The sequence below is a fragment of the Paenibacillus bouchesdurhonensis genome (genome assembly GCF_900155685.1).
GTDB classification, from domain to species: Bacteria; Bacillota; Bacilli; order Paenibacillales; family Paenibacillaceae; genus Fontibacillus; species Fontibacillus bouchesdurhonensis.
The window spans coordinates 3,492,350-3,518,681 of sequence record NZ_LT732548.1 but is presented as its reverse complement, the minus strand read 5'-3'; the positions used below and the strand labels follow the sequence as shown (position 1 = coordinate 3,518,681).

24 protein-coding genes are annotated in these 26,332 nt (G+C 47.8%); 18 read left to right on the top strand and 6 right to left on the bottom strand.

Features of this window, described 5'->3' with window-relative positions; translation table 11 throughout:
* Positions 1-3: 3 nt before the first annotated feature.
* From CZ379_RS19865 to CZ379_RS19850, 5 genes are all read left to right on the top strand, one after another.
* Entirely contained in the window at positions 4-681 is a 678-nt protein-coding gene (locus tag CZ379_RS19865) for a phosphatase PAP2 family protein (protein ID WP_234404961.1), read from the top strand.
* 80 nt (positions 682-761) lie between these two features.
* Positions 762-1,502 (top strand): GTP pyrophosphokinase, encoded by a 741-nt coding sequence (locus tag CZ379_RS19860; RefSeq protein ID WP_110933207.1) that lies wholly within the window; start codon positions 762-764, stop codon positions 1,500-1,502.
* Between the two features lie 129 nt (positions 1,503-1,631).
* Positions 1,632-1,775, top strand: coding sequence for a hypothetical protein (locus CZ379_RS26315; RefSeq protein ID WP_199925692.1), 144 nt, complete (start codon positions 1,632-1,634; stop codon positions 1,773-1,775).
* A 281-nt stretch (positions 1,776-2,056) separates the two neighbouring features.
* A complete protein-coding gene (locus CZ379_RS19855; RefSeq protein ID WP_110933206.1) occupies positions 2,057-2,434 on the top strand; it encodes a cupin domain-containing protein in 378 nt (125 codons plus the stop codon).
* 59 nt (positions 2,435-2,493) lie between these two features.
* Complete coding sequence (locus CZ379_RS19850) at positions 2,494-2,958, top strand: GNAT family N-acetyltransferase (RefSeq protein WP_199925691.1); 465 nt, start codon at positions 2,494-2,496, stop codon at positions 2,956-2,958.
* Here the strand turns inward: CZ379_RS19850 and CZ379_RS19845 are convergent.
* Positions 2,955-4,022: a helix-turn-helix transcriptional regulator gene (locus CZ379_RS19845; protein ID WP_110933204.1), complete on the bottom strand. Its 1,068-nt coding sequence runs from the start codon at positions 4,020-4,022 to the stop codon at positions 2,955-2,957. The two genes, CZ379_RS19850 and CZ379_RS19845, sit on opposite strands and share 4 nt — an antisense overlap.
* Positions 4,023-4,187: 165 nt before the next feature.
* Between CZ379_RS19845 and CZ379_RS19840 the strand changes: the two genes are divergently transcribed.
* The 4 genes from CZ379_RS19840 to CZ379_RS19825 all read left to right on the top strand — a co-directional run bounded on the left by CZ379_RS19840 (position 4,188) and on the right by CZ379_RS19825 (position 7,684).
* The gene (locus CZ379_RS19840) at positions 4,188-4,949 is read left to right on the top strand and encodes a class I SAM-dependent methyltransferase (RefSeq protein WP_110934472.1); all 762 of its coding nucleotides are present in this window, start codon (positions 4,188-4,190) and stop codon (positions 4,947-4,949) included.
* Between the two features lie 325 nt (positions 4,950-5,274).
* Positions 5,275-5,619 carry a GNAT family N-acetyltransferase gene (locus tag CZ379_RS19835; protein ID WP_110933203.1) on the top strand — a complete coding sequence of 115 codons (345 nt, stop codon included), beginning with the start codon at positions 5,275-5,277 and terminating at the stop codon, positions 5,617-5,619.
* A 260-nt stretch (positions 5,620-5,879) separates the two neighbouring features.
* Positions 5,880-6,857 (top strand): biotin synthase BioB, encoded by a 978-nt coding sequence (gene bioB, locus CZ379_RS19830; RefSeq protein WP_110934471.1) that lies wholly within the window; start codon positions 5,880-5,882, stop codon positions 6,855-6,857.
* Between the two features lie 107 nt (positions 6,858-6,964).
* Entirely contained in the window at positions 6,965-7,684 is a 720-nt protein-coding gene (locus tag CZ379_RS19825; RefSeq protein WP_110933202.1) for a 3-ketoacyl-ACP reductase, read from the top strand.
* 83 nt (positions 7,685-7,767) lie between these two features.
* Here CZ379_RS19825 and CZ379_RS19820 read toward each other — a convergent pair whose 3' ends face one another.
* Genes CZ379_RS19820 through CZ379_RS19805 form a run of 4 tightly spaced genes read right to left on the bottom strand, consistent with a single transcriptional unit; the run spans position 7,768 to position 11,574 of the window.
* On the bottom strand, positions 7,768-8,694 hold the full coding sequence (locus CZ379_RS19820) for a ferrochelatase (protein WP_110933201.1): 927 nt from the start codon (positions 8,692-8,694) through the stop codon (positions 7,768-7,770).
* Positions 8,695-8,726: 32 nt separating this feature from the next.
* Positions 8,727-9,680 carry an ABC transporter substrate-binding protein gene (locus tag CZ379_RS19815; RefSeq protein ID WP_110933200.1) on the bottom strand — a complete coding sequence of 318 codons (954 nt, stop codon included), beginning with the start codon at positions 9,678-9,680 and terminating at the stop codon, positions 8,727-8,729.
* Between the two features lie 44 nt (positions 9,681-9,724).
* Positions 9,725-10,516 (bottom strand): ABC transporter ATP-binding protein, encoded by a 792-nt coding sequence (locus CZ379_RS19810; protein WP_110933199.1) that lies wholly within the window; start codon positions 10,514-10,516, stop codon positions 9,725-9,727.
* The gene (locus CZ379_RS19805) at positions 10,513-11,574 is read right to left on the bottom strand and encodes a FecCD family ABC transporter permease (protein WP_110933198.1); all 1,062 of its coding nucleotides are present in this window, start codon (positions 11,572-11,574) and stop codon (positions 10,513-10,515) included. Before CZ379_RS19805 ends, CZ379_RS19810 begins: the two co-directional genes overlap by 4 nt.
* Positions 11,575-12,104: 530 nt before the next feature.
* On the opposite strand from CZ379_RS19805, the gene CZ379_RS19800 reads away from it, so the two are divergent.
* The 9 genes from CZ379_RS19800 to CZ379_RS19760 all read left to right on the top strand — a co-directional run bounded on the left by CZ379_RS19800 (position 12,105) and on the right by CZ379_RS19760 (position 24,931).
* Positions 12,105-13,598: an amidase family protein gene (locus tag CZ379_RS19800; RefSeq protein ID WP_110933197.1), complete on the top strand. Its 1,494-nt coding sequence runs from the start codon at positions 12,105-12,107 to the stop codon at positions 13,596-13,598.
* Between the two features lie 95 nt (positions 13,599-13,693).
* Positions 13,694-16,117 (top strand): heavy metal translocating P-type ATPase, encoded by a 2,424-nt coding sequence (locus CZ379_RS19795; protein ID WP_110933196.1) that lies wholly within the window; start codon positions 13,694-13,696, stop codon positions 16,115-16,117.
* Positions 16,118-16,453: 336 nt separating this feature from the next.
* Positions 16,454-16,777: a hypothetical protein gene (locus CZ379_RS19790; RefSeq protein ID WP_110933195.1), complete on the top strand. Its 324-nt coding sequence runs from the start codon at positions 16,454-16,456 to the stop codon at positions 16,775-16,777.
* A 270-nt stretch (positions 16,778-17,047) separates the two neighbouring features.
* Positions 17,048-18,028, top strand: coding sequence for a LacI family DNA-binding transcriptional regulator (locus CZ379_RS19785; protein ID WP_110933194.1), 981 nt, complete (start codon positions 17,048-17,050; stop codon positions 18,026-18,028).
* 15 nt (positions 18,029-18,043) lie between these two features.
* Positions 18,044-18,934: a ribokinase gene (rbsK, locus tag CZ379_RS19780; RefSeq protein ID WP_110933193.1), complete on the top strand. Its 891-nt coding sequence runs from the start codon at positions 18,044-18,046 to the stop codon at positions 18,932-18,934.
* Positions 18,931-19,851, top strand: coding sequence for a ribonucleoside hydrolase RihC (gene rihC, locus CZ379_RS19775; RefSeq protein WP_110933192.1), 921 nt, complete (start codon positions 18,931-18,933; stop codon positions 19,849-19,851). Before rbsK ends, rihC begins: the two co-directional genes overlap by 4 nt.
* A 112-nt stretch (positions 19,852-19,963) precedes the next feature.
* The gene (gene dcuC, locus CZ379_RS19770) at positions 19,964-21,391 is read left to right on the top strand and encodes a C4-dicarboxylate transporter DcuC (protein ID WP_110933191.1); all 1,428 of its coding nucleotides are present in this window, start codon (positions 19,964-19,966) and stop codon (positions 21,389-21,391) included.
* A gap of 121 nt (positions 21,392-21,512) precedes the next feature.
* Positions 21,513-22,637, top strand: a complete 1,125-nt coding sequence (locus CZ379_RS19765) for a DUF4349 domain-containing protein (RefSeq protein ID WP_110933190.1) — start codon at positions 21,513-21,515, stop codon at positions 22,635-22,637.
* Positions 22,638-22,735: 98 nt separating this feature from the next.
* Positions 22,736-24,931, top strand: coding sequence for an alpha-galactosidase (locus CZ379_RS19760; protein ID WP_110933189.1), 2,196 nt, complete (start codon positions 22,736-22,738; stop codon positions 24,929-24,931).
* A gap of 134 nt (positions 24,932-25,065) precedes the next feature.
* On the opposite strand, the gene CZ379_RS19755 is transcribed toward CZ379_RS19760, so the two are convergent.
* Entirely contained in the window at positions 25,066-26,316 is a 1,251-nt protein-coding gene (locus CZ379_RS19755) for a methyl-accepting chemotaxis protein (RefSeq protein WP_110933188.1), read from the bottom strand.
* Positions 26,317-26,332: the final 16 nt, after the last annotated feature.

Genomic DNA, 26,332 nt, shown 5'->3' with positions numbered 1-26,332 from the left:
AGAATGTCGCAGAAACAAGGACGTTTAAGTCCGTATATTATTTTTTTTGGCATACTAGCTTTCGTTGGGTTTAGTGCTATGGCTGCTCTGACCGTCAGATCACCATTAAATGCCTTTGATCTAAACGTTGCTGCTTGGATGCAGAGCTTTGAGAGTGAGCCTTTGACCAGCGTTATGGTGTTCTTTTCCACGCTTGGCTCAACGAAGTTTACGATCCTCATCGCATTGCTCACCATGGGCATTTTGTTCTTCGTACTGCAGCATCGGATGGAACTGTTGTTTCTCTTCGCCTCCTTAGGCGGTGCTGCATTGCTGAATAAGCTATTGAAGCTGAGTTTTCAACGGGAGCGGCCCTTTGTTCACCGATTGGTAGAGGAGACAGGCTTCAGCTTTCCTAGCGGTCATGCCATGGCGGCCTTCGCCTTATACGGGGCGTTAGCCTATCTTTTATGGCGCCATATTCGCCCAGGATGGGGACGCATTCTACTCATCGTTCTCAGCAGCCTCATGGTTCTAATAATTTGCGTAAGCCGAATCTATCTCGGCGTTCATTATCCAAGCGATATTGTGGGAGCTTTATTGGCTAGCGGTCTTTGGTTGAATGTGATGATCGGGATTTTTCAATGGTATAAAGGGCGTTCTATTCCGGTGTCCGGATATCGTTTCGGTGATAGCCGATAAGGCTGCCTTAGCTTTCGTGCATCGTGAATCCGAATTCGTTATAATATAGAAAAAGTGAATGAGCAGGAAGGGAAAGCCAAATGAGCGAACGACAACTGGAACAACTGAAAATCATGCGTAACGAAATTACCCGATTTTTATTAAGCTACAAATTTGCTTTGGACGAGATGGAAACGAAAATTGATATTTTAAAAGAAGAGTTTGAATCTCTCCACGACTATAGCCCGATCGAGCATACGAAAACGCGGTTGAAATCGCCGGAAAGCATTATGAGCAAGCTGTATCGTAAGGGCGCGAATTTCTCCTTCGAATCGATCCGGGAAACGGTGAAGGATATCGCAGGTATGCGGATTACATGCTCTTTTTTATCCGATATATATCGAGTAAGCGAAATGCTGCAGCAGCAAAGCGATTTGAAGGTGCTTGAGATCAAGGATTACATCAAGAACCCTAAACCCAATGGTTACAAAAGCTTGCATTTACTCATTGAGGTTCCGGTGTTTATGTCCGATCGAGTGGAGAATGTATGCGTTGAGGTGCAAATTCGTACGATCGCTATGGATTTTTGGGCCAGCCTGGAGCATAAAATTTTTTATAAATATAATCAGTCCGTGCCCGAGCGATTGCTTCAGGAGCTTAAAGATGCGGCAGATACCGCCGATGAATTGGATCATCAAATGGAGCGCTTAATGAATGAGGTCCAGACGATAAAACATTTGCATGATGAGAATTCTGCTGAAGATCTGACTAGTATTATGATTAACAATCAGAAGTTTAATTTGCCGCGCGCCTTGATCGATGTGTTGGGCAAACAGGAGTAAATACGAGCAAGCTCAGCTAACCAACGACGACCCATCCCTAAGATAAGAGCTTATCTGGGGGTTGGGTCGTTTTGTTTGGTTTTGGGACGGAGCGAACAAAAGAAGTGTTATTAAGGAGCTGAGCAGCAGATGGAATTTATAGGCCTTATTTTGTTACTGTTGATCTCTTTTGGAGTTATTAGTATTGATGGCCGATTAAAGAAAAAGCATGAAAACGATAAGCTGCTCCTTGAGAAGCTGGATCAGCTGTTGGAAGCGATTAATAAAAAATAAAAAAAATCATCGCCATATTGTGGATAGCTACAATAGTGGTCAGTTGTTCCAGGGAACCGAGCAAGCCCTCCCCCAAAGATGCTGAATTCACCATGACCTAGGCTATACTAATGAGCAGCATTTTAATAATAAATGTTGCAATAGAATATCCATTAGCCATGCGAATTTTGTTGGAGCTTGTACGTCTTATTGGTGAAACAGAAGGGGTGGATGCATTACAGGTAGAGGCCGAACGAATTTAACCTCGGGATGAAATCAGTTGAAAAGAAATGAGGGCGTTTATGAAGAAAAACAAGCAGAATGCAGAGCATTACAATTGGGGGGAAGCATGCGATGGTTGGCGTTTAGTTCATGAAGAGGAGAGAAGCATCATCCATGAACGCATGCCTCCGGGCACAAGCGAGCTCAGACACTATCATGAGAAAGCGGCACAGTTTTTCTTTGTATTATCAGGAGTCATGACGATTGAAAAAGATGGAACAGAGCACCAACTCAGCGAACATGAAGGGATCGAAGTGCTGCCTGCAATACCGCATCAGGTGTTTAACAAGTCGGATCGGGATGTTGAGTTTCTGGTTATTTCGAACCCGAATACCAGCAAGGACAGGATCAACTTGGAAGAAGAAAATAAAGCTCGCAAAGGGAATTCGAACCTCTAGAATAGTATAATGGAGCTGCAGACATTAAACCAAAACATCACATGAGAGGCTGTTCGAATATGAAATTAGAAAAATCCACTCCGAGCATGATAGAGGTCGAGGCGAGCATACTGAATTCAGATCCTTTTTATAATCTAGTTGTCAAAGATAAAGAAATTCTCTCGATGGAAGAGATCATTGCTGAGATCAATGAGTCGCTGGAGCTCGGCGTAGAACGGTATTTGCTCAAAGTGGAGGATGAGTACGTCGGCATTATGGAAATTCTAATGAAAAATCCTAACGATGGCTATACCTGGCTCGGTTTGCTAGAAATCAAAAAAGAGCACCAATCCAAAGGATATGGCTATAAAGCGTTGAATATCTTTTATGACATGATAAAAGTACGTCAGGTTGAGCAGTTTCGGCTAGGTGTTATCTGCGAAAACGAGCCAGGTCATCGTTTTTGGAGAAGACAAGGCATGAAGCCCGTTAAAATCACGATGAAGGACAACAAAGATATTGTTATTTATGAGAAAAAGATTTAGACGCAGCCGAATCTAGAGAACAAGCGCCATATTAACTCCCTGCGGCTAGCTACCCCGGTTTTGGCGAAGATCGATTTTAAATGATCCTGTACTGTATAGGTTGAAATATGAAGTGTAAGGGCTAATTCCTTCGTTGATGCTCCTGTTATAAGCTCGCTGATAATTTCCTTTTCGCGTTTCGTTAAACCGTAGGCATCTGCAATCATCGGCAGCATTTCCGAAGGTGTTGCCTGCTCGATCAAGACCGCAATTTCTGCAGAACCGACTGATCCGTGCAGACGGCTTGCGCGAATCGTTACACAGGGCAGGTCAGGGAGGCAAAGGGACACTTTAGCCACGTCTGAACTGACAGCATCCTCTAAGGATTGAGATAACAAGCGGGAGCAGACTGCCCGAATTGGCCGTGGCATTGTTTTGCTGTCGATATTTTCCCATTGCTGTATAAGGGCTAGCCACTGCACGGCAGCTTGATTCGCTGAGAAGGATTTCAGTTCGTTCGACAATATCATGATACCAGGCCCTTGTCCGGCTCTACTCACAGCATCTTCGGGCAAGAAGAGGCTTGTCGTGCGTAAGGAGGAGGCGATGGCGGGAATGAGATCATTAAGCAGTTTCCGCTCCATCTCCGTAAATAATTGTCGACGAAACAAGGTTAAGTAACCCCAGCATTTCTCTTCGTATATCAGAGCGGCTCGCATTTCATCCGCGAAACCAGCAGGTTGCAGTACCTCGCGATACCGACTGCTTCGTTCAAGTTCTCCTGCTGTTGCCTCGCTTAAGATCGCAACGGGGATATCCTCGTGAACCAGCAACTCGTATTTATTGAAATCCTCATGTAAATATTCATATTCGAACAGATGGTCATGAATGGCCTCGATCCCTATTTCCGTAACCGCTCCAGTGGACAGGAGTGTATTAGGGTCAACCGTAGTGCAGCAAGCGGCATCAAAAGGCAGCGGCTCGCGGAGCCGTTCTAATAACGCCTTTCTAAAGTCGCGGGAATTGGTGGCTGCATCAATTAATCGGTAGATGCTTTGTTTCAATCTATTTGTTTGTATCCTCATATCGAGTCTCCCTAATTAATCGTAGTAACAAATCCCACATTTATGGGATATATATATTGCTGTATGGGCTATATAATTGAGAACGATTATTAATACAAGTGTATAGGAAAGATGATCTTTTCAACAAGCATAGAATGAGGAGCAAATGAAATGGGAGATTGCGATATGAACAAACCATTGTCGGAGAGCCTTGCAACTAATCCAGATGAACTGATGAGTTGGGAGCATCCCCGTGTCCAGAGGTACGAAGAGGCGATCTCTTTGAAAATTCCCGGGTACATGCTTCTTTACGAGATGACAGAACGACTGTTAAGTGCACATCTTCACCCTAGTCAAGATTCAGCTAAGCTGCTTATTGTTGGAGCTGGCGGAGGCCAAGAACTTGTAACGCTAAGCAGTCGTCATAAAGAGTGGGCGTTTACAGGAATCGATCCCTCCCGGGCTATGCTTGAGATAGCACGACGGCGCGCTACTGAGGCGGAAGTAGCGCATAGAGTCTCCCTTCAAGAGGGAACGATTGAACAGCTTTCACCGCAACCCGCTTTTGATGCGGCGACTTGTCTGCTTGTCCTTCATTTTATTCGTGGAGAATCGAACAAGCGCAAATTACTTCAAGACATAGCTGATCGTCTAGTGCCGGGAGCGCCGCTATTCCTTGCTTCCATCAATGGAAATCCGAACAGCGCGTCGTTCTCGACCCAAATGAAGGCATGGAAAGGCCATATGCTCGATCATGGCATCCCCCTGGAGGAATGGGAGCAATTTTCCGCTTCGATCGGCAGAGAATCCGACCCTATTCCGGATCATGAAGTGCTGGAACTTTTAGAGAGAACCGGGTTCACGCAAGCAACCCATTATTTCGGATCCTATCTGATCAATGCTTGGTATGTGGTCAAATCGGTTGGGAAGGACGATGATTGTCTATGAAAGCCGAAATACTGGTGGTGGGCGGATACGGTGTATCGCTCTGAATTTATACCTGCGTATACCATTTGGAATAGTTGGTCGAGCTGAACAGCATGGAAAACTGGTTAAGACAGTTCACCTGCTTTGACCTTCAAATAAAGAATGACTTGAATGGGGACTCGGACGTGCATCGGCTCGATTTTATGGATCATTCGTTCCATGGAGTTAAACGTATTTGGAGCTGCAATTGAAGGAATAGCTCGAATCAATAAGAAAGGAATTGAATATATAATCCTAACGATGTATATTTATACAAAAGGTCTCAAGTAATTAAGGAGGGGTATAAATGTCATTGCGGATTGAAGAGCTTGCATTAAATGCATGGCCAGCTTTAAGAACGATTGTTCATGAAGGCTGGCTTTTGCGTTTTGCCGATGGTTATACGAAGAGATCGAATTCAATAGAGCAAGGGTACGTCGGTTTATACGATATAGTGACTGCCAAGGAGGAACGTAATCAAGGGCATGGCGAGCAATTGCTGTTGCATATTTTAAAATGGGCTGAAGAGAACGGCGCTGCAAAAAGCTATGTTCTCGTTGTTCAAAATAATGCGTCTGCCAATCGTCTGTATGAGAAATTAAACTATCAGCATGCATATACTTATTGGTATAGATGTAAACCGGCTCGGTGATATCCTCAAAGTGATGGCAGACCTTGGAAAGTAACGATTATTACGCTTAGTCATGCATAATTATAAACTTTTAAGACGGGATATGCTGTCAGAGTGATATCTTTGCTATTTACAATATCGAAGCATCTCTGGTAAGATGTTCTCGTTTAGTTAAATTGTAAACCTGTAATTCATAAACGGTTGACAATAGTCTGTTTGAATAAGATATTGTTGGTAGAATGCGAGAGGATGATTGAAGCTTGAGGCATGTTACTGATGTGATGGATTGGGAACAGCTTGCGGATAAAGCACTGCGTGGCGAAAGGTTAACACTGGAAGAAGGTCTGGCGGTGCTCGGCAGAGACGACAAGCAGTTGCTGCCCATAATGCAGGCGGCTTATATGGTGCGCAGTTATTATTACGGCAATAAAGTGAAGCTCAACATGATTATGAACGCAAAAAGCGGACTATGTCCCGAGGATTGCGGCTATTGCTCACAATCGATCGTCTCGAGCGCTGCAGTTCCCAAATACACTTTACTTGATAAAGAGTCGCTGCTGGCAGGCGCACGTGAAGCGATGGCCCGCCAAGCCGGGACATATTGCATCGTAGCTTCCGGGAGAGGCCCGACTCCGCGAGAGCTTGACCAAGTCATTGATGCGGTAACAGAAATTCGTAGTACAATGCCCCTAAAAATATGCGCCTGTCTTGGCTTGTTGCGGAACGATCAAGCGGAACGGCTCGCGGCTGCAGGAGTTCATCGTTATAACCATAACCTGAATACAAGCCAAACGAACTATGCTTCCATTACGACAACTCATTCCTATGAACAGCGAGTAGAAACAGTCGAGAACGTGAAGGCTTCCGGCATGTCGCCTTGCTCCGGCGTTATTATCGGCATGGGGGAGAGCGACACCGATATCGTGGAAATGGCTTATGCCCTGCGGGAGCTTGATGCCGATTCGATCCCTGTCAATTTTCTCATCCCCATTCCGGGCACGCCGTTGGAATCGTCTACCCGAATTACACCTATGCATGCCTTGAAAGTACTCGCACTGTTTCGCTTTATTTGTCCAACGAAGGAAATTCGCGTGTCGGGGGGCCGGGAATCGAGCTTAAGACATTTACAGCCGCTATCTCTGTACGCAGCAAACTCATGGTTTGTTGGCGACTATTTGACCACCGGAGGACAAGAAGTAAATGCAGATCATCAAATGATCGAAGATCTTGGTTTTGAAATTGAGAAATACGCCATTTAATACTTCATGCCATAATTTGTTATGCGTCAATCCTATCGCCTATAATGGAACTTGGAAGTTACAAAATCATGATATTGATAGGATAAAAAAAAGGAGAGATGGGTTGAATGAGCTTAAACAATCAAGTGGCTATCATTACTGGTGCGGGGAAAGGGATCGGTAAGGCAATAGCTATGGCACTCGCTAAAGAGGGCACACATTTGGGATTAATCGCTCGCACGACTTCAGATCTTGAGACGCTGCAATCGGAACTTAAAGAGTCGTATGGTATTAAGGTGGCTATCGCTTCCGCGGATATTTCCGACCAGGCAGCAGCAGAACAAGCTGTGAATACGCTTGTGGCTGAGCTTGGCGGCGTGGATATTCTAATTAATAATGCTGGCATTGCTAAATTCGGCAAACTGGTGGACATGGATCCGAAGGATTGGGAGCGAATTATTCAAGTAAATCTGATGGGAACCTATTATATGACACGTGCCGTACTGCCTAAGATGATTGACCAGAATCAAGGCAATATTATCAATATAGCCTCTACAGCCGGAGAGAGAGGCTTTGCAACTGGATCGGCATACAATGCCTCCAAATTTGCCGTTATGGGTCTGACCGAGGCTGTGATGCAGGAAGTTCGGAAGAATAACATTCGCGTTGTTGCTCTGACTCCAAGTACAGTGAATACAGAACTGGCTGTAAATGCAGGCTTGAACATCGGCGATGAGGATCGGATGATGCAGCCGGACGACGTCGCGGAACTGGCTTTGGCGACATTGAAGCTTCCGCAGCGGGTATTTGTGAAAACCGCTGGCATTTGGACGACAAATCCGCAATAAATGGGCGGAATCATTAAACAAGGAAAGGCTCTGACCACCGAAATGGTCAGAGCCTTTCTTAATATTAGCAGTTCGCGTGGAGCTTATTGCGGCGTGTCACTCAGAATTTGAGCCAGAACGATTTCCTCGAGCGCTGTCATAAAATCATCCGAATCATTTAGAAATTCTGTAGTCGCAAATTCCAGTCCCAGTTCCCGCGCTTTGACCAGGCCATCGAACCTGCAATCCTGCAAAGTCTCGATGTTCTCGGTCATTGAGAGCAGTTCACAAATGACAACGGCGGATGCGCCTTCTTGGGCCGTGCTTTTCATGACATCAAGCACATCCGGCCCCAGCCATTTTTGCGGGGCGGGGCCGCCGCTGCGGTAGGCTATCTTCCAACTGCGGCAATCCGTTTGTGTGGCAACAGCTTCAGCCAGCTCGGTAAAGGCCTTGATATAATCACGGTGTGGCGCGGGAAGACCCGGTTTGCTGTGTGCGGTAAAAATGACGACCGTCCGACTGCGATTCGCGGCGGAAATCCAGCGCAGTGCTTCGCTTAATCGGATGCTTAGCGCTTGAACAAAGCGATCGTGCAGATGCCAAGCGGGAATATGCGTAATGGCTACATTTGGATTCTGCAGATCCCGGGCTTGTTCGGCAGCTCTCTGATAGCTCCCGGTACCTGTCTTGGAATAGAGGGGCGACAGCGGCAAAGTATATAAATGCTTCGCCCCATTTGCAATGCTTCGCTCCACTGCTTCATGAACGAAAGGACTCGTATGCTTATGAGCTGTATAGACAGGAATCGTCTCTCCAAGCTGTTGCTTCAGCCTTCGCTCTAGAGCCCTGGCCTGGCGAATAGTAGTGGAGCCGAGCGGATCCGGTTTCGCCAAAACGCGGTAACGTTCGACCGCTTTCTCCATCACGTCGGGGGAAGGGAGCCGTCCATGATATAGGTGATGATAGAACAGGGGGATGTCATCGATCGATGGCAGATGGCAGTAAGACATTAACAGCACGGCATTCATGTAAATCACTCCTTATATCTGTACATGGATATTTAGAAGGTATCGGGATGAAACAGGCGAGCGAGCTCGGTGACAGTATCGGCGTTATAACGGTTTGGATATAGCATTTGCTTTACGGTCATCGTATGTACTTGGCCGTTCTGCACCGCTGCAAGCGTTGACCAGCCAGCAGACATCGTGAGCTCCTCTAGATCAGAACCGTCACCTTGCCTCCATTGAAGCAGAATAATATAATCGGGATCTGCTTTTAGGATAGCTTCCATAGAAGCTTTAGTCGACCGGGTCAGAGATAGCTCATCCGCTAAATGGTTCCCCCCGGCATGGCGTACAATGTCGTACGAAATGTTGGATGAACCGATCAGGAAGGGGCCTGTCCCCGGGCCGACAGGGGAAATCACTAGCACCGATGGCTGTTCTTTCCCGGCAATTGCCTGATGAGCTGTTTCTAATTTTTTGTTCATTTCATAGGTAATATGTTTTGCTGCTTTTTCCTCACCCAGGGCTTGACCAAGAATATGATAGTTGGCTTCCATCTTCTCGAAAGTATCCCATACATCGAGACTAATTAATGGAATACCGGCTTGTTCCAGCATTTGCGAAGCTTCTTTCTCCTGTTCATGCCCTTTGGTCATAATGAGTAAATCTGAATTATAGGACATGATCTTCTCCGGATCCAGGGAGGTTGCTCCGGCGATTTGAATGATTTCATCGGACACCTTATCGGCATTGAAAGCTAGATCCGGATCGGCTGCGCTGCGAGTCAGCACAGCGATTCGCGAGGGATCGATCAACTCCAGAACCGCCTCTGCTGCGTCAAGTGATAGGGCAGCAATTCGCATAGGCTCTTCGGGGCTTGCGGCGGAGGCGGACGATGCTTGCTCAGCTGATCCGCTGGACGCAGCCTTTTTGCTGCAACCAGTAATGATGACGATTGAAATAATAATGATAATGATACTCCAGACCTTCGTTAACCTAATAATTCTCATGTTATGTTATTACCTCCATAAAAATTTATGTTGTCTGTGCAAGGTCAGCCTTTGAGAGAAGGTTCTTCTATGCCGATCGCGGTTATCGACAAGCTGCCTAGCCAGGGATCTTGCCGGAGCTCGATATGAACCTCGTACGCCTTCTGTATCGACGTTGGGGTAAGCACTTCCTCCGGCGTGCCAATACTGAGAATCTGCCCTTGATGGAGCAGAATCAGCTGATCGCAGTATCGGGCTGCCAAGTTAAGATCATGAAGCGCTGCAACGGCGGTGAGTCCGTCATAAGTCAACTGCTGGACAAGCTCCAGCGTCTGTAATTGATGCCGGATGTCCAGAGCCGAGATCGGTTCGTCAAGCAGCAGCAGCTGTGGGGTTTGGGCTAGCGCTTTGGCGATGAATGCCATTTGCCGTTGACCGCCGGACAGGCTTGTTGCGGTGCGGTCAGCCAGATGGGCAATTTCCGTTATGTACATTGCCCGCTCGGCAGCGAGCGAATCCTCGCGCGTCGCCTCCTTGAAGCGGGACATGTAAGGATGTCTGCCCATCATGACAATATCCCTTACCGTGAAGTCGAAATCCACCGACGTATCCTGGGGCACGAAACTAATCAGACGGGCAATATCCCTTCGTTTATACCTCTCCAAAGCTTTCCCGGCTAGGCTGATCCTCCCTTCCGTCCGCGGAATCCATCCCGACATCGTACGAAGGAGGGTTGATTTTCCGCTGCCGTTCGGCCCGATTAATCCGACAAATTGTCCTGCAGGGATATGGAAGGAAAGATTCCGTAGTATCGATTGCTTCTGAATAAAGACACTAACATTGCGGTAATCAATCATGTTTGCTTTAGAGCACCTCCACCCCGAGAAGACATGATTAGAGCGATGAATAAAGGGGCGCCGACAAGCGCGCATACTACCCCGACCTGTAAAGTGACGGGCTGAAGCAGCATGCGCGAGGCCAGATCAGCCCAGATTAAGAAAATTGCCCCTCCGAGCGCACTTGCAGGTAGCAGAAAGCGATGATCCGGGCCGGTAGCGAGACGAACGGCGTGGGGAACCACAAGGCCTACGAAGCCGATGATGCCGCTGATCGCAACAGCTGATCCGGTCATGAGCGAGATCAGGATTAACAGCATCCGGCGCATCCGGTTAACGTTAATGCCAGCGTGGGTCGCCTGTTCATCACCGAGCAGCATAGCGTTAAGGTCGCGTCCAAATGCAAAGAGGACTACACATCCCGCTAAAATGGGCAGGGCAATCAGTTGGACATGATCCCATGTTCGTGCTTCCAGCCCGCCCTGCAGCCAGAATACGATGCTTCTCAGCTCTTGCTCGTTGTTCGAGCTTGCCACGAGCATATTGATCACGGCGGACAGTAGAGCGTTGATTCCAATGCCAAGCAGCAGCAATGTAGCGATGGATTTGTAGCGGTTCCGCTGCCAAATGGCCAAGATGATCATGACGGCAATGATAGCAGCGAGAAAAGCCGACAGAGGGAGTGTCCACGAACCGAACCGACTCCAGCCAAAATATAACGCACATACCGCACCTAAAGCGGCGCCGCTGGATACCCCAACATAGCCGGGCTCAACGAGCGGATTGCGGAATAGTCCTTGCATTGCGCCGCCGGAAACCCCAAGGGCTGCTCCCACCAATCCTCCGGCAAGCACTCGGGGCAAACGCATTTCAGCGATGACCAGAAACTCCCGATCCGTATAAGAAGTAAACGAGGGGAGACCTAGGGATGACAGCAGAATGTCCATCGTCTTGGGAAATGGAATGCTGATCGGCCCAATCGCACACGCTGCAATCGTAGTAAGCCCGAGCATAGTGATCAGCAGGAGCAGCGTAATTGTTTGCCACTTTATTTTTCTTCTGTGGGATATGAGTTGCATCTGAATGCTATTCGCCTCCTATTACAATTTAAAGAGTATTATAATATTGGAAAAAATATTTGTATAGACCAAAAATGTTTCCCTTGGTAAAAATATGAGGCGTAACAGTTCTCTTTTTTTCTAAAGTATATAATAGATATGCAAGTATTATTAGAAAAGTTAATTTTATTTTTTTGGAGCGTTAAACATAATTACTATTAATAAATGGAATTTATTTCTTGACAATCGGCAGTGTTAAAACTAATTTAATTATAGCCATATTTTTTTACCTAAGGAAACATTTTTGAATATCTTCATCATAGCTTCATGATGTTGGCCAACTATAATTGGGTGGAATGATCATGCGAAGGAGGATAAACCGTGAAGAGGAAGCGGGATAAGAAACAGGTTAAGCTTGCAGGGTTAACTATATCTATCTTGGCTTTACTGCTGTCCGCGAATCGTTCAAAATAAGGAAAGAAAGAGGTGCCTAACTAGATGCATCCGTAGAATCAACTTGCGGTCAATGAAATTGAATGGAGGAGCAGGCTATGAATCTTCAATTGCAGGAATGGATCGTTGAAGCCAGTATTGAGATGATGCAGTGTGCCATGGAGGAGGGAGAAGTTACTTCCGAGGATTTAGTGGTGGAATATTTAGAGCGAATTCAACGCTATGATTGGCGATTGAGGTCAGTCATCGAGGTGAATCCGGATGCCTTGGACACGGCAAGGGCGTTGGATCAAGAGCGCAAGGAGCGTGGAAGTCGCGGGATGCTGCATGGTATACCTATATTGCTAAAGGATAATATCGGCACACATGATCAGACACATACATCGGCAGGATCGTTAGCGTTGGCTCAATCCATCCCTGCCGAGGATTCCAGCGTCGCCTCGCAACTACGGTCAGCGGGTGCTGTTCTTCTCGGCAAAACGAATATGACCGAGTGGGCGAATTTTATGTCCAGTACGATGTGGGCAGGATACAGTTCAAGAGGCGGACAGACATTAAATCCATATGGCCCGGGAGAGCTGTTCGTCGGAGGCTCAAGCTCTGGCTCGGCGGCAGCCGTCGCTGCCAACCTTGCCGCCGCGGCGATTGGAACGGAAACGAGCGGATCGATCATCAGTCCTGCCAGCCATAATTGTCTTGTCGGAATTAAGCCGACGGTAGGCCTAATTAGCAGGCGCGGCATCATTCCGTTAGCCGATACGCAGGACACGCCTGGCCCGATGGCTCGCACGGTGGCTGATGCCGTGCTTATTTTGGGTGCATTGACGTGGAAGGATGTAAGGGATGCTGCTACCTTGTCAGGAGACAGGCTGGCTTTTTCAGATTATACCCCTTTTCTGGATCGTACTTTTCTTGCACGTTCTCGTATTGGCATTCCCCGTTTTTATTATCGCCATCTCGAGAAAGCTAGAATGTCGATCATAGAAGAAGCGATTCGTATACTAGAATCCCAAGGAGCTACGATTATCGATCCGGTGGAACTGCCATGTCAGGGTCAGGAATGGGATGCTTATGTGATGCAATTTGAATTCAAGAAATATTTGAATGATTATTTGAAAACACTACCAGAAACAGTTGGAGTGCGTACTTTGGACGATGTGATCTCATTTAACGAACAGCATGCGGAAGCCGCGCTCAAATACGGGCAGGATGTATTGCTGTGGTCCAATCGGACGAGCGGCAAATTAACTGAGCAGGCGTATTTAGAAAGTAAACGTAGAAATTTTGAATTGGCTGGTAAGCAAGGAATTGATGCCGCATTAGAGCAATATAACTTGGATGCATTGCTTATCCTCGGCGACGATGACGTTAACGATCTCGCTGCCCGGGCAGGGTATCCATCCATTACCGTCCCAGCCGGGTTTGCACAGGACGGAATAATAACGGAGGGAGGCTATTCAACGAAAGGCCCGCATGGTGTAACCTTTGTCGGAACAGCCTTTAGCGAGCCCACGCTTATCCGGTTAGCCTATGGATATGAACAAGCTACACTTTACCGCGCACCTCCCAATTTAGACGAAATGAATGATTGACATATACCCTCCTGGGGTATATTGTAATAGTACATACTATGCTGCACGGGGAAATGTGCCGTGTTGGCATAACTCATAGAATTGAGGTGTACTTCATGGAAAAGGCGAAGAATACCACTTCTTTGCAGATTACAGGAATGACTTGTTCTGCCTGCGCTAGTCGGATCGAGAAAGGTCTTGGCAGGCTGGAAGGAGTTCAGGAGGCGAATGTAAATTTCGCTTTAGAACGGGCTACGGTGACGTATGATCCACAAATCATTGATGTGCCCAAGCTGGAAGAGACTGTTCATAAGCTTGGTTATGACGTCGCTAAGGAAGCGACTGACTTGCAGCTTCATGGTATGTACTGTGCGGCTTGTGCCGTCAGAATCGAGAAGACGATTGCCAAAATGCCAGGGGTGAAGAGCTCATCCGTCAATTTTGCGCTGGAAACGGCGCGGGTTGAATATAACCCCGGGGAGGTATCCCTTCAAGATATTCAGGAGCGGGTGGCTAAGCTTGGCTATGAAGCAGTTTTGAAGGGGGAGCAGTCTGATCCTGCCAGTTACCGGGAACAAGCGATTGCCCAGCAGAAGCGCAAGCTGCTCATTTCGGCAGTATTATCACTTCCGCTGCTATGGTCGATGGTTAGTCATTTCTCGTTCTTGTCCTGGATTTGGCTGCCGGATTTATTTATGAATCCTTGGTTTCAGCTTATATTGGCTACCCCTGTTCAATTTTATATCGGTAAGCAGTTCTACGTAGGAGCTTATAAAGCACTTCGCAACAAAAGCGCCAATATGGATGTGCTCATAGCGCTCGGAACCTCGGCTGCTTATTTCTACAGCATGTATCTAACGCTGGAGTGGATTACAGCCGGCGGCAGCGAGACTCACGCTCCGGCCATGTATTATGAGACAAGCGCTGTTCTGATCACGCTTGTTATACTTGGGAAATTGTTTGAGGCATTGGCGAAGGGGCGGACATCGGAAGCCATCAAAAGTTTGATGGGACTTCAAGCGAAGACAGCTCTTGTCATTCGGGATAATCAGGAGAAGACAATTCCGGTGGAAGAGGTGCTGCGCGGCGACATCATTATCGTTAAGCCGGGCGAGAAAATTCCGGTAGACGGAGAAGTGCTTGAGGGCTCTTCGTCGGTAGACGAATCGATGTTGACCGGGGAAAGCATTCCGGTGGAGAAAAAGGCAGGAGATTCTCTAATTGGTGCTACGATCAATAAAAATGGCAGCTTGAAGATGACTGCGACTAAGGTGGGCAAGGACACGGCATTGGCGCAAATCGTAAAGGTCGTTGAGGAAGCCCAGGGATCTAAAGCTCCGATTCAGCGTGTAGCTGACGTAATATCGGGAATATTCGTGCCCATTGTCGTTGGGATCGCAGTGCTGTGCTTTTTCATTTGGTACTTCTGGGCTTCACCCGGTAATTTTGCCCATGCGCTTGAAATCTCGATTGCTATTCTGGTTATTGCTTGTCCATGCGCGCTCGGATTGGCCACGCCTACATCGATCATGGCCGGCTCAGGACGCGCGGCGGAATTTGGAGTTCTATTCAAAGGCGGAGAGCATTTAGAGACGACCCATAAAGTGGATACAATTATCCTTGATAAGACGGGTACCGTCACAAAAGGCAAGCCCGAGCTTACCGACGTTGAAGCTGACGGGATGGAGGAGGGCGAACTACTCCGCCTGATCGGTACTGCGGAACGAAATTCAGAGCATCCGCTCGCGGAAGCCATTGTTTCCGGCATTGCAGGCAGGGGGATCGAACTGCCGGATACGACAAGCTTTGAAGCTGTTCCGGGCTATGGTATTCGCGCAGTTGTCGAGGGACATGACATCATTGTGGGTACGCGCAGGTTGATGGCAAAATACAGCATACAAATCGATGAGCGTGCGGATCATCGGATGTCCGAATTGGAGCAAGCGGGAAAGACTGCGATGCTTGCTGCCGTTGATGGAAAGTATGCTGGGCTTGTCGCTGTCGCCGATACGGTGAAAGAAACATCACAGGAAGCAATTTCTAGATTGAAAGACATGGGAATCCAGGTCATTATGATGACCGGAGACAATGAGCGCACAGCCCGAGCCATCGCGGATCAGGTGGGTATTGGAGACGTTCTGGCTGAGGTGCTTCCCGAGGGCAAGGCCGAGGAAGTCAAAAAACTACAGCAGCAAGGCAGGAAGGTTGCTATGGTCGGAGACGGCATCAATGACGCGCCTGCCCTAGCCATGGCCGATATTGGGATGGCCATCGGAACAGGAACAGACGTAGCGATGGAAGCGGCGGATGTAACCTTAATGAAGGGCGATCTGAACAGCATCCCTGATGCGATCTACATGAGCCGCAGAACGATGAATAATATTCGACAAAACTTATTCTGGGCGCTCGGCTACAATTCGCTAGGCATTCCGATCGCTGCGCTTGGGCTATTAGCCCCATGGATTGCCGGTGCAGCAATGGCTTTAAGTTCAGTTTCTGTCGTCTTGAATGCTTTAAGGCTACAGCGCATGAAGATATAGCCGCTTTAATTAGTTTAAATTGCAAGTTAAATAGGAAGATAGCGGGATATTTCTCGTTGTCTTCCTGTTTTTTTTAGTTAAAAGCATGAATGATAGTGTGAATTAAGTCCCTTGTATAAAGTAAGTAACTGCTTGTAAAATTGTGACATGAGGATATAGGCATACATCGTTTAGTCCCGAAGGAGGTTGTAATGTGACGACTCAAGCAGACTTTAGCGGCGCTGCGTACTTGGGAATTCAACAATAGATGAATGGATATATCCCACATCATCTTGAGGAGTTTATTGCGGTGGTATAATGATAATTAAATATATACATACACTGGGGTGATAAATCATGCATAGAAGAACTACAGGAATGCTTCTGATTATGATCGCTGCATCGTTGTACGGCATTCGTTATTTGGCTGCGGCTATTTATGGTTCTAACTCATCTGTTTGGAATGCCGATCACTTTAACGACATGCTGAATTATATCGGTAACGGCCCTATCATTCTTAGTACAATTGCATTAATACTGGGGATTACATATTTGCTTGTAGCCGAATTAGAGGGGACGAGCATGCGGAAGCAAATTGAACAAATAAAGAGCAATTGGAATGAATTTGATTTATATGAAACGGGGGGAACTAGTGGAAAAGGCAAAGGAAGGAGCAAGTAAGCTTTAACGAGATTAATGGAAATGAAAAGGAAAGGCTCGGCCTTGAGGCCCGAGCTTTTTTTGCGTTATTTTGCCGTCAGCGATTGTTTGATGGATTCGTTGCTCGAAGGGAGTAAAGGCTGCTTCCCACTGTTATAGCACGATTGATGGGGGGGAGACGTTGATTTTGATCCGGATCAAAATCAAATGGAAATAAAAAACTTGTTGACTTCTGGCTGCTGACAGAGTATATTTTGTGTGTAACCGGTTACCTATGAGTGGAGTGAAAATATGATTTCAATCAAAGATGTTGCCAAGCATGCAGGCGTATCTGTAGCAACTGTATCCAGAGTCTTGAACAATAGCGGTTATGTAGGCCAGGATACGAGGATAAAGGTTGAAAAAGCGATTAAAGAGCTGAATTACAAGCCGAACGAGGTGGCTAGAAGCCTGTTCAAGAAGCAATCAAATACGATCGGCTTGATCGTGCCTGATATTATGAACCCCTTCTTTCCAGAGCTTGCAAGGGCTGTTGAAGATACGGCAATTCAACTGGGATACAATGTAATTCTTTGCAATTCCGATGGAGACGAGAAAAAGGAACAAAATTACCTGGACGTACTGCAGCAGCAATATGTAAACGGTATTATAGTTTCTTCGAATACTTTGAATGCAACACAAATCGAACGGCTGAATATGCCCGTCGTCAGTATTGACCGAGTGATCAGCAAAGGTCTGCCGACGATTGTTGTAGAGAACAAGAAGGGTGCCATGATGGCTACGCGCTTTCTGCAAAGTAAAGGCTGCACTAGAATTGGACACATTAAAGGAAATAACAGCATCGTCAATGCGGAGGAACGTTGCGAAGGCTATAAAGAAATTGTTGGTAAGGAATCTTGGTATAACGACACATACATCGCGAATGGTAAATATGATATGCAATCATCCATTCAAGCGACGCTAGAGCTGCTGCAAAGACATCCGGATATTGATGGAATCTTTGCGGCGAATGACATTATGGCGATAGGCGCCATTAAGGCAGCGTATCAGCTTGGAAGAAGGGTGCCTGAAGATATAGCCATTATCGGCTTTGACGGCATCAGCCTATCCAAAGCGACGACGCCAGAGCTCACGACAATAGAGCAGCCCATCTATGAAATGGGAGAGAAAGCGACCAAGATGCTGGTCAGCTTGATGGAGCAGAAGCAATCTATGGATCAGGAGAACTATAAAATATTGGACGTAACGCTGATAGAGAGAGAATCAACCTAAAAAGGAGAGACAGGAATGGAGCGGAAACCTAAAATTACTGTTGTTGGCAGCATCAACATGGACTTAGTCACCATTACAACTCAAATGCCTCAAATTGGCGAGACGCTCCTTGGCAAGCAGTTTCAGATGAATCCCGGCGGGAAAGGAGCCAATCAAGCGGTAGCCGCTGCCAGGCTTGGGGCAGATGTTCGTTTGATTGGCTGCGTCGGCAATGATCGCTTTGGACAAGACATCTTACAGCACCTCAATAGTGAGGGCGTAGATGTAACTAATGTGGAACCGGTTACAGATCGTACGGCAACGGCTACGATCACCGTCTACAACCAGGACAATAGCATTATTGTCGTACCGGCGGCCAACCATCAGGTGACCGCGGCCTTTGTAGAGTCCAAGCGAGAAGTTATCGCGGATAGTGATATTCTTCTTGTTCAATTGGAAATACTATTGGAAGGTGTGCAAAAAGCGGTAGAGATTGCGAAAGAGAACGGAGTCACCGTCATTCTTAACCCGGCTCCGATTCAGGAGCTGCCTGCAGAAATCATACGGCAGGTAGATTACCTTACCCCTAACGAGCATGAGCAAATGGTATTGAAGCAGCAGCTTCATGACCAGGATCTTAGCGGGAAGCTTATCGTTACGAAGGGAAGCCAGGGAGTTTCAATAATAGAAGAAGGTCGGGAGCTGAATGTTCCTGCCTATAAAATCAACGTCGTGGATACGACCGGAGCAGGAGATTCCTTTAATGGCGGATTAGCCGTGGCTTTAAGTCAAGGCATGTCACTTAGCGATGCGTGCCGCTATGGCAATGCCGTCGCTGCACTGTCGACAACAAAGCTCGGAGCGCAAACCGGAATGCCGACGAAAGAAGAAGTAGCACAATTTATTCAAGGAGGACGAATCAAATGACTAAAAGACCAATTATTATTGACACAGATCCTGGAATTGATGATGCCGTTGCCTTAGCTATCGCCCTATACAGCGAGGAATTGGATGTACGCTTAATTACGACTGTAGCAGGTAATGTGGGACTGGATAAGGTCACGCTAAACGCCTTGAAATTGCTGAAGTTTTTTAAGAAGGATATTCCGGTAGCGTTAGGCGCGGACAGACCGTTGATTAAGGAACCGATCGATGCAAGCAATGTACATGGTTCTACGGGAATGGACGGATATGACTTTGAGGAGCCGACGGAGGAACTGCTATTGCAGGAAAATGCAGTAAACGCCATGTATCGGGTCATTATGGAGAGTGAACAGCCTATGACCTTAGTTCTAATCGGTCCTTTAACGAATGCCGCGCTTCTGCTTAAAATGTACCCGGAAGTCAAGGAGAAAATTGCTGAGGTTGTCCTCATGGGCGGCTCAACAGCTCGCGGAAATGCTGGAGTCATGGCTGAATTCAACATTTATGCCGACCCTGAGGCTGCAAAAATTTTATTCCAGAGCCAGTTGCCCGTCGTGATGGTTGGACTTGACGTTGGATTAAAGGCGCTTGTTTATCCCGAGGATAGTGAGCAGTTGAAAGACATGAACGAGACCGGAAGAATGATCTATCAATTGTTCCAAAAATATAGAGGCGGCAGCATGAAAACAGGATTGAAAATGTACGACAGCTCCGCCATGGCTTATCTCCTTCAGCCAGAAATGTTCACCGTGGTCGATACCTTCGTGGATATCGAACTGAACGGATCCTTGACGGCAGGCTGCACGGTCGTAGATTTGAAAGGTTATTTGGGCAAAGACAATAACGCCAAAGTATGCGTCGATATCGATCCGCAAATGTTCAAAAAGTGGTTCATGGAAAGCTTAAGCAAGTGCAATTAAGCTGAACCGCGCTGCGCTCTGTTTTACGAATCGGAACCTGATCTGCACCTAATCTACATCTGATCTTCATTAATATCAGCACCCAATCTGCACCTTAGGAGGAACGCCAATTATGGGGTCTAATTTAGTTATGTACGGCTCGGCAATTGTTGCTGTACTCATCGTTATTTACATGTTAATCAAGAAAATGGACATCAAAATCACTCTTTTTCTCATGGGGATCATATTGATATTGGTGGCCGCAGCTATGGGCAACGATATCGCCGTTAAGGACTTCGAATCAACGGGTTCGCTTTGGCTCGATCCGCTTCAGGTCATCGTTACCCAGTTCAAGCAGACCTTCACAGCTGCGGGCTTCATCATTCTCCTACTTGGGGGTTACACCGCTTATATGTCCTCCATCGGAGCGAACGAAGTGACGGTCAGCGCTTTAACGAAGCCCATTTCCAAAATTAAGTCGGCTTATGTTTTGGTGCCTATCGTATTTTTGCTAGGCAATCTGTTATCTCTCGTCATTCCGAGTGCTTCTAACCTAGCGATTATTTTGCTGGCCACCTTGTTTCCGATTCTTAGAAAAGCAGGCATGTCCGCGCTTTCCGCAGCAGCGGTCATCGCTACATCGGCCACAATCGTTCCTACGCCGCTCGGCAGCGACAACGTCGCCATTGCCGAGGAATTAGCCAAGCATGCGATGTTCGCCAATTTGACGGTAACAGATTATGTGTTCAGATATCATGCTATCGTATCTATTCCAACCTTGATTTTTATCGCGCTGGTTCACTATTACTGGCAGAAGCGCATGGACAAGAAAGCAAGCCACTCCCAGGCTGAAGCCGAAGTGAACCATGAATCCAAGGAGGATATCGAGATCAGAGGCGGCAAGCTGTTCAAGACAGTATATGCGATCCTGCCGATTTTCCCGATTATCCTGCTGCTGGGTACTTACGCGATTCAGCTTACGACAGGCAATGCGATACAGCTTAGCGTAGAGGTGGCAACTTTGGTATCGTTCGTGCTTGCTATCATTTGCGAAGTCATTCGCCATAAAGGCGATAAAAGCGTGCTGGAAAAAACAGAATCTTTCTTTAAAGGCATGGGCGGAGCGGTTCCGATCGTCGCCCTGCTGGTTGCTGCATCCGTCTTTGTTACAGGTCTGAAATCCATCGGCTTGGTGGATGCACTGCAGCAATCCATGCAAAATATTCAGGGAAATGGTTTAGACTTCATTCTGCCGCTTGTCCTGGTAGCCATTACGGCGCTGATCGTTATTCTTAGCGGCAGCGGCACGGCCTTGATCTTCGCCATGGTTCCCCTGATGGTTCCATTAGCGGACGCGGCAGGAATCAGCCCGATTGCAATTTCGGTTCCTATGGGTCTTTCGGGTAACCTGTTCCGCGCTGTATCCCCAGTTGCGGCAGTGGTGCTGATCGTCGCAGGTACGGTGAAGACGGATCCGATCGCTATCGTAAAAAGAACGTCGGTTCCCATGATTGCAGGTGTGATCTTTATGTTCATTCTGTCCATGGTTATTTTCTTATAATCCAACAAGACTCCGAACGAGAAGAACAGGCTTTGGCCTTGTTCTTCTTTTTTATTTTTTATCTGCCTTGCCGCAACCTTCCAGACAATGGAAGCGTCCAGAGGGCAAAGGGGGTTATAAAATGAAGAACAGATGGAAATCAATACTATGCATCGGCGTTACGGCGGCAATTTTAGTGCTTGGCGGCTGCGGGAGTGCGAGTGACAGCAGAGGAGCAGCCGATCATAAGGCAGACAGCGGCTTTGCGATGAATACTGAGTCTTCGGCAATGTCTGCGGACTCAAGCGTCACAGCATCATCCGAGCAGAGCATGCCGGCAGCGGGCAAGGACTCCGCCGGCAGTGAGCAGCTATCCATTCATCGAAACACGGAAGCGATACAACCCGGCGGAGGAGGCCAGGGCATTCAAGCGATTGATGCATCGGCCGGGCTGAATAAGAAGCTGATCTATCGAGCTAATGTTGTGATGGAGGTCAAGGATTACGGCCATGCCCAGTCGGAGATCAGAAATCTCGTAGCCATGTCAGGCGGCTACATTGTGGAGTTTACGGAAAATCAATCCAAGCATGAGCAGGGCGGTACAATCATCCTGAAGGTGCCGTCCTCCGGCTTTTCATCCTTTTTGGATCGGCTGGAGAAGCTGGAGCATGAATCTTTGCAGCGCAGCATGCAGGGGCAGGACGTATCAGAGGAGTACGTTGATTTGGAATCGCGGCTTAAAGTAAAACAAGCGATGGAGTCCAGATACCTGCAATTTCTGCAGGAAGCGACGAAGAGCAGTCAGATGGTTGAGTTTGCCAACGAATTGGAACGCATCCAGACCGAGATTGAGCAAATCAGGGGACGGATGCGGTATATTGACCAGAATGTGGCCTTTTCTACGGTCGAGATTCGCTTGTATCAGCCGGAGTTGAACCAAGTGAAAGCATCAGTAAAAGGGCCGCTCGGAGATCGGGCGTGGAACGCATTGGATGGCAGCTTGAAAGCGATATCCGCCGTCTTTCAATGGCTCGTCGTTATCTTGTCCGGAGCTCTGCCGATTCTGCTGCTTCTAGGCATCATTGCCGTACCGATTTGGATTGCGCACCGCAGACGGCTGCTAAGAGCCAAAGAATATCGCCTTCATCGCAAAAATACAGTCAATCCGTCTGCCGAATTCATTGCTGCAGAAAAGGCTAATGAGCCGACCGATCAGGCGGATGACGGTCATAAAGAAGACACAGACTCATCGCCAAACTCAAAATAGGACACAAAATTCCATATAGAATATCACTTTACTAACGTTACGTAACTAATTGGACATAGTAGAATACATGGTATCAGCTATTGATAGGAGGATATGGAATGCCTATACATTATGATGAAGGATCAGGTATTTTTCATTTGCAATCGTTTCAAACCAGTTATGTTATTCAACTCGTGCGGGGCTTGCTTGCACATGTATATTTTGGCCCTCAGCTTCGCCAGGGAAGCAACTTGGACGATCTGCTGCACAGGGTGGAGCGCTCATCGTTCTCCCCCAACCCATTTCCGGACGACAAGACGATTTCACTGGATACTTTGCCACAGGAGTACCCACAGTATGGTACAAGCGATTTCAGAAATCCGGCTTATCAGGTGGAGCTGTCCGATGGAACCCGCATTACCGAGCTGGTCTACCAATCCCATCGCATCGTAGCCGGCAAGCCGGCTCTGGAGGGGCTGCCCGCGACTTATACCGAGCAGGAGAGCGAAGCGGAGACGCTGGAGTTGGTGCTCCATGATGCCAAAGCGGGGTTAAGCGTAACGCTGTATTACACGGTATTTGAGCAGTTCAGCGCGATTGCTAGATCGGCTAAGCTGTCGAACGAGGCAGCAGCGCCTCTAAAATTGGAACGAGCATTAAGCACTTCAATCGACCTTCCGGATGCTCGTTATGATGCTCTATACTTATCAGGCGCATGGGCTCGAGAACGCCATATTCAACGAAGAGCACTGGCTCCGGGGGTTACAGGAATCAATAGCCGAAGAGGTGCCAGCTCGCATCAATTCAATCCGTTCCTGGCACTTCTTCGTCCCGAAGCGAATGAACGTCAGGGCGAGGTGTACGGTTTCAGCTTGATCTATAGCGGCAACTTCGTGGCGGAAGCCGAAGTGGATCAATTCGGTACGACGCGCGTGTCCATGGGAATCAATCCATTTGACTTCTCCTGGAAGCTGGAGCCCGGGCAGTCCTTCCAGACGCCGGAGGCGGTTATGGTCTATTCAGCCGAGGGCGTCGGAGGCATGTCTCGCACATTCCATAAGCTATACCGTACGAGACTTTGCCGGGGCGTACATCGCGATCTGGAGCGTCCGATTCTCGTTAATAACTGGGAGGCGACGTATTTCGATTTCAATGCCGACAAGATCGAGGCGATTGCGAAGAAGGGCGGCGAGCTCGGCATTGAGCTGTTCGTACTGGATGACGGATGGTTCGGCAAGCGGGATTCTGATAATTGCTCCCTGGGAGATTGGGTCGAAGATCGCCGGAAGCTGCCGGACGGCTTGAAGGATCTCGCGGAGCGGGTGAAGCAAACCGGCCTGCAGTTCGGCTTATGGTTCGAGCCGGAAATGATATCACCGGATAGCGATCTATACCGCAGTCATCCGGACTGGTGCCTGCATGTTCCAAATCACCGGAGAACCGAGGCGCGTGATCAGCTTATTCTCGATATGTCCAGAGCGGATGTCCGGGAATATCTATACGAGCGGTTAAGCGATATTTTTGCCAACGTCCCGATTTCCTATATTAAATGGGATATGAACCGCAACATGACGGAGATCGGATCTGCTCTTAGCTCTGCCGGGCGGCAATCGGAAACGGCTCACCGCTATATGCTGGGTTTATATGAATTGATGGAACGTTTAACGAGCGAGTTCCCTCATATCCTGTTCGAGAGCTGCTCTGGAGGGGGAGGGCGCTTCGATCCGGGTATGCTCTACTACATGCCGCAAACATGGACAAGCGACGACACGGACGGCGTGGAACGCTTGAAAATCCAATACGGCACGAGCATCGTCTACCCGGTTTCCACGATGGGGGCGCATATCTCCGCCGTGCCGAACCATCAGGTCGGCCGAACAACCTCTTTGCAATTCCGCGGAGATGTGGCGATGTCAGGCAATTTCGGCTATGAGCTCGATTTAACGACGTTTACGCAGGAGGAAGTTGAGATAGCCAAGGAGCAAATCGCGCGATATAAAGAAATTCGCGGGTTAGTTCAGCAGGGAGACTTGTATCGCTTATTGAGTCCTTTCGAAGGCAATGAGACGTCCTGGATGTTCGTCAGCGAAGATCGCAGAGAAGCTCTGCTGTTCTACTTCCATGTGCTCGCAGAGCCGAATGGGCCATTGAAGCGGGTGAAGCTGGAAGGTCTCGACCCGATGGTGGATTACAAGCTTGGGGATACAGGAACAGTTTACGGTGGCGACCGGCTTATGTCCGCTGGATTGCCGATCACTTCCATTCGCGGTGATTTCGAGAGTAGAGTTGTGCACCTAAAAGCCGTTACGAATTAAAATAAAAATTAAAGGAAGCAGCCATGGTCAACTAGCACCATGGCTGCTTCGTCTTTATTTGCACGTGTGAGCAATATAGCAAGCGAATCTCTTGCATTGAAGCTCATTTATGGGCAAATAAGGTGAACCCGAAATTAGAATTTGAAAATATGTATCGTTTTTTGCAACTGGAAAACGGCATTTTTCATTGCTTCCGTCTCCTCCGCCATTTTCTGAATGGACTGGATTTGCTCATTCATGGATGCCGATACTTGTTCCGTACCTGCAGCGGACTGCTGAGTAATTGCTGAAATATTCTGAATCGATTGGGAAATATGGTGAGCACTTTCCAGCATGTTCTCACTTTCTTTGGAGAAGGCCGCGATTTGCTCGGAGATGTAATGAACGCTCTGCACGATTTGCTGAAAGATTTGCTCGGCTTCCCGAATCATTAGATTCTGCTGTTGTACGACATCTTCGTTAATTCTGATGTTCTGTCCCGCCAGCTTCACGTCGTTCTCGATGCCGCGTACAAGGTTGAATACCTCTTTCGTGGAAGCAGTGGACTCCTCCGCCAGCTTGCGCACCTCGTGGGCGACGACAGCGAAGCCTGCACCGTGCTCACCGGCTCTGGCAGCTTCAATCGATGCATTGAGAGACAGCAGATTGGTTTGCTCAGCAATTTCGGATATCGTAGCCGTAATACGGGTAATGCCTTGGGCATTTATGGAAAGCGCATTGATCGATTCAGCAACCTTTTGCGTAGCTTCAATGTTGCGACGCATGCCTTCCGCCTGTCTGGATACGGAATCCCGACCTTTCTCGACAAGCTCGAGCGTTTCGATGGAACGGTCATTCATTTCTTTGGTAGAGTCGGTGTAGTTGCTAACTTTCTCTTCGATCTGCTGGATCGAGTCGGTCATTCCGCTTACGTCCTCGGAAATTTCATTGGCCCCGATCGCTAGTTCGTTGGAAGACTGGGCTACCTGACCCATTACATGGATAAGTTCTTCGTTTCTGTCCGAGATCGCCCGACTGGAATCCATAACTTTGCGAGTGATGTCAGAGGTTTCCTGCAGAATTTTACGGAGCCTGTCGATCATGCTGTTGAAAGAACGGCTTAAGTTGTCCATGCTCCCCGATTCGTGGAGGCGGCTCGTGAAGTCTCCTTTGGCAATTTTAGCCGAGGCATTAGAGATGTCATCGAATGATTCCGTAAGCGCTTTCTGAACGAAGCGAGTAAGAGGGATGGTTAGCGCTCCTAGAACGACAACCAAGACGATCCCCGTCAATAAGTGACCCTGTAGAATGAAAATAATCAGCGTTGGTACTCCGAATAGGGCGGCGATGCAATAGCATGCTGCTGAAATTTTTCCGCCGAGGGGAAGTCCGTTGAACCATGACATAAGAATGATGCCCTCC

Excerpts from the sequence above, each read along its gene's own strand:
- CZ379_RS19865 (WP_234404961.1), top strand. The coding sequence starts at position 4 with ATGTCGCAGAAACAAGGACGTTTAAGTCCGTATATTATTTTTTTTGGC.
- CZ379_RS19860 (WP_110933207.1), top strand. The coding sequence starts at position 762 with ATGAGCGAACGACAACTGGAACAACTGAAAATCATGCGTAACGAAATT.
- CZ379_RS26315 (WP_199925692.1), top strand. The coding sequence starts at position 1,632 with ATGGAATTTATAGGCCTTATTTTGTTACTGTTGATCTCTTTTGGAGTT.
- CZ379_RS19855 (WP_110933206.1), top strand. The coding sequence starts at position 2,057 with ATGAAGAAAAACAAGCAGAATGCAGAGCATTACAATTGGGGGGAAGCA.
- CZ379_RS19850 (WP_199925691.1), top strand. The coding sequence starts at position 2,494 with ATGAAATTAGAAAAATCCACTCCGAGCATGATAGAGGTCGAGGCGAGC.
- CZ379_RS19845 (WP_110933204.1), bottom strand. The coding sequence starts at position 4,022 with ATGAGGATACAAACAAATAGATTGAAACAAAGCATCTACCGATTAATT.
- CZ379_RS19840 (WP_110934472.1), top strand. The coding sequence starts at position 4,188 with ATGAACAAACCATTGTCGGAGAGCCTTGCAACTAATCCAGATGAACTG.
- CZ379_RS19835 (WP_110933203.1), top strand. The coding sequence starts at position 5,275 with ATGTCATTGCGGATTGAAGAGCTTGCATTAAATGCATGGCCAGCTTTA.
- bioB (WP_110934471.1), top strand. The coding sequence starts at position 5,880 with ATGGATTGGGAACAGCTTGCGGATAAAGCACTGCGTGGCGAAAGGTTA.
- CZ379_RS19825 (WP_110933202.1), top strand. The coding sequence starts at position 6,965 with ATGAGCTTAAACAATCAAGTGGCTATCATTACTGGTGCGGGGAAAGGG.
- CZ379_RS19820 (WP_110933201.1), bottom strand. The coding sequence starts at position 8,694 with ATGAATGCCGTGCTGTTAATGTCTTACTGCCATCTGCCATCGATCGAT.
- CZ379_RS19815 (WP_110933200.1), bottom strand. The coding sequence starts at position 9,680 with ATGAGAATTATTAGGTTAACGAAGGTCTGGAGTATCATTATCATTATT.
- CZ379_RS19810 (WP_110933199.1), bottom strand. The coding sequence starts at position 10,516 with ATGATTGATTACCGCAATGTTAGTGTCTTTATTCAGAAGCAATCGATA.
- CZ379_RS19805 (WP_110933198.1), bottom strand. The coding sequence starts at position 11,574 with ATGCAACTCATATCCCACAGAAGAAAAATAAAGTGGCAAACAATTACG.
- CZ379_RS19800 (WP_110933197.1), top strand. The coding sequence starts at position 12,105 with ATGAATCTTCAATTGCAGGAATGGATCGTTGAAGCCAGTATTGAGATG.
- CZ379_RS19795 (WP_110933196.1), top strand. The coding sequence starts at position 13,694 with ATGGAAAAGGCGAAGAATACCACTTCTTTGCAGATTACAGGAATGACT.
- CZ379_RS19790 (WP_110933195.1), top strand. The coding sequence starts at position 16,454 with ATGCATAGAAGAACTACAGGAATGCTTCTGATTATGATCGCTGCATCG.
- CZ379_RS19785 (WP_110933194.1), top strand. The coding sequence starts at position 17,048 with ATGATTTCAATCAAAGATGTTGCCAAGCATGCAGGCGTATCTGTAGCA.
- rbsK (WP_110933193.1), top strand. The coding sequence starts at position 18,044 with ATGGAGCGGAAACCTAAAATTACTGTTGTTGGCAGCATCAACATGGAC.
- rihC (WP_110933192.1), top strand. The coding sequence starts at position 18,931 with ATGACTAAAAGACCAATTATTATTGACACAGATCCTGGAATTGATGAT.
- dcuC (WP_110933191.1), top strand. The coding sequence starts at position 19,964 with ATGGGGTCTAATTTAGTTATGTACGGCTCGGCAATTGTTGCTGTACTC.
- CZ379_RS19765 (WP_110933190.1), top strand. The coding sequence starts at position 21,513 with ATGAAGAACAGATGGAAATCAATACTATGCATCGGCGTTACGGCGGCA.
- CZ379_RS19760 (WP_110933189.1), top strand. The coding sequence starts at position 22,736 with ATGCCTATACATTATGATGAAGGATCAGGTATTTTTCATTTGCAATCG.
- CZ379_RS19755 (WP_110933188.1), bottom strand. The coding sequence starts at position 26,316 with ATGTCATGGTTCAACGGACTTCCCCTCGGCGGAAAAATTTCAGCAGCA.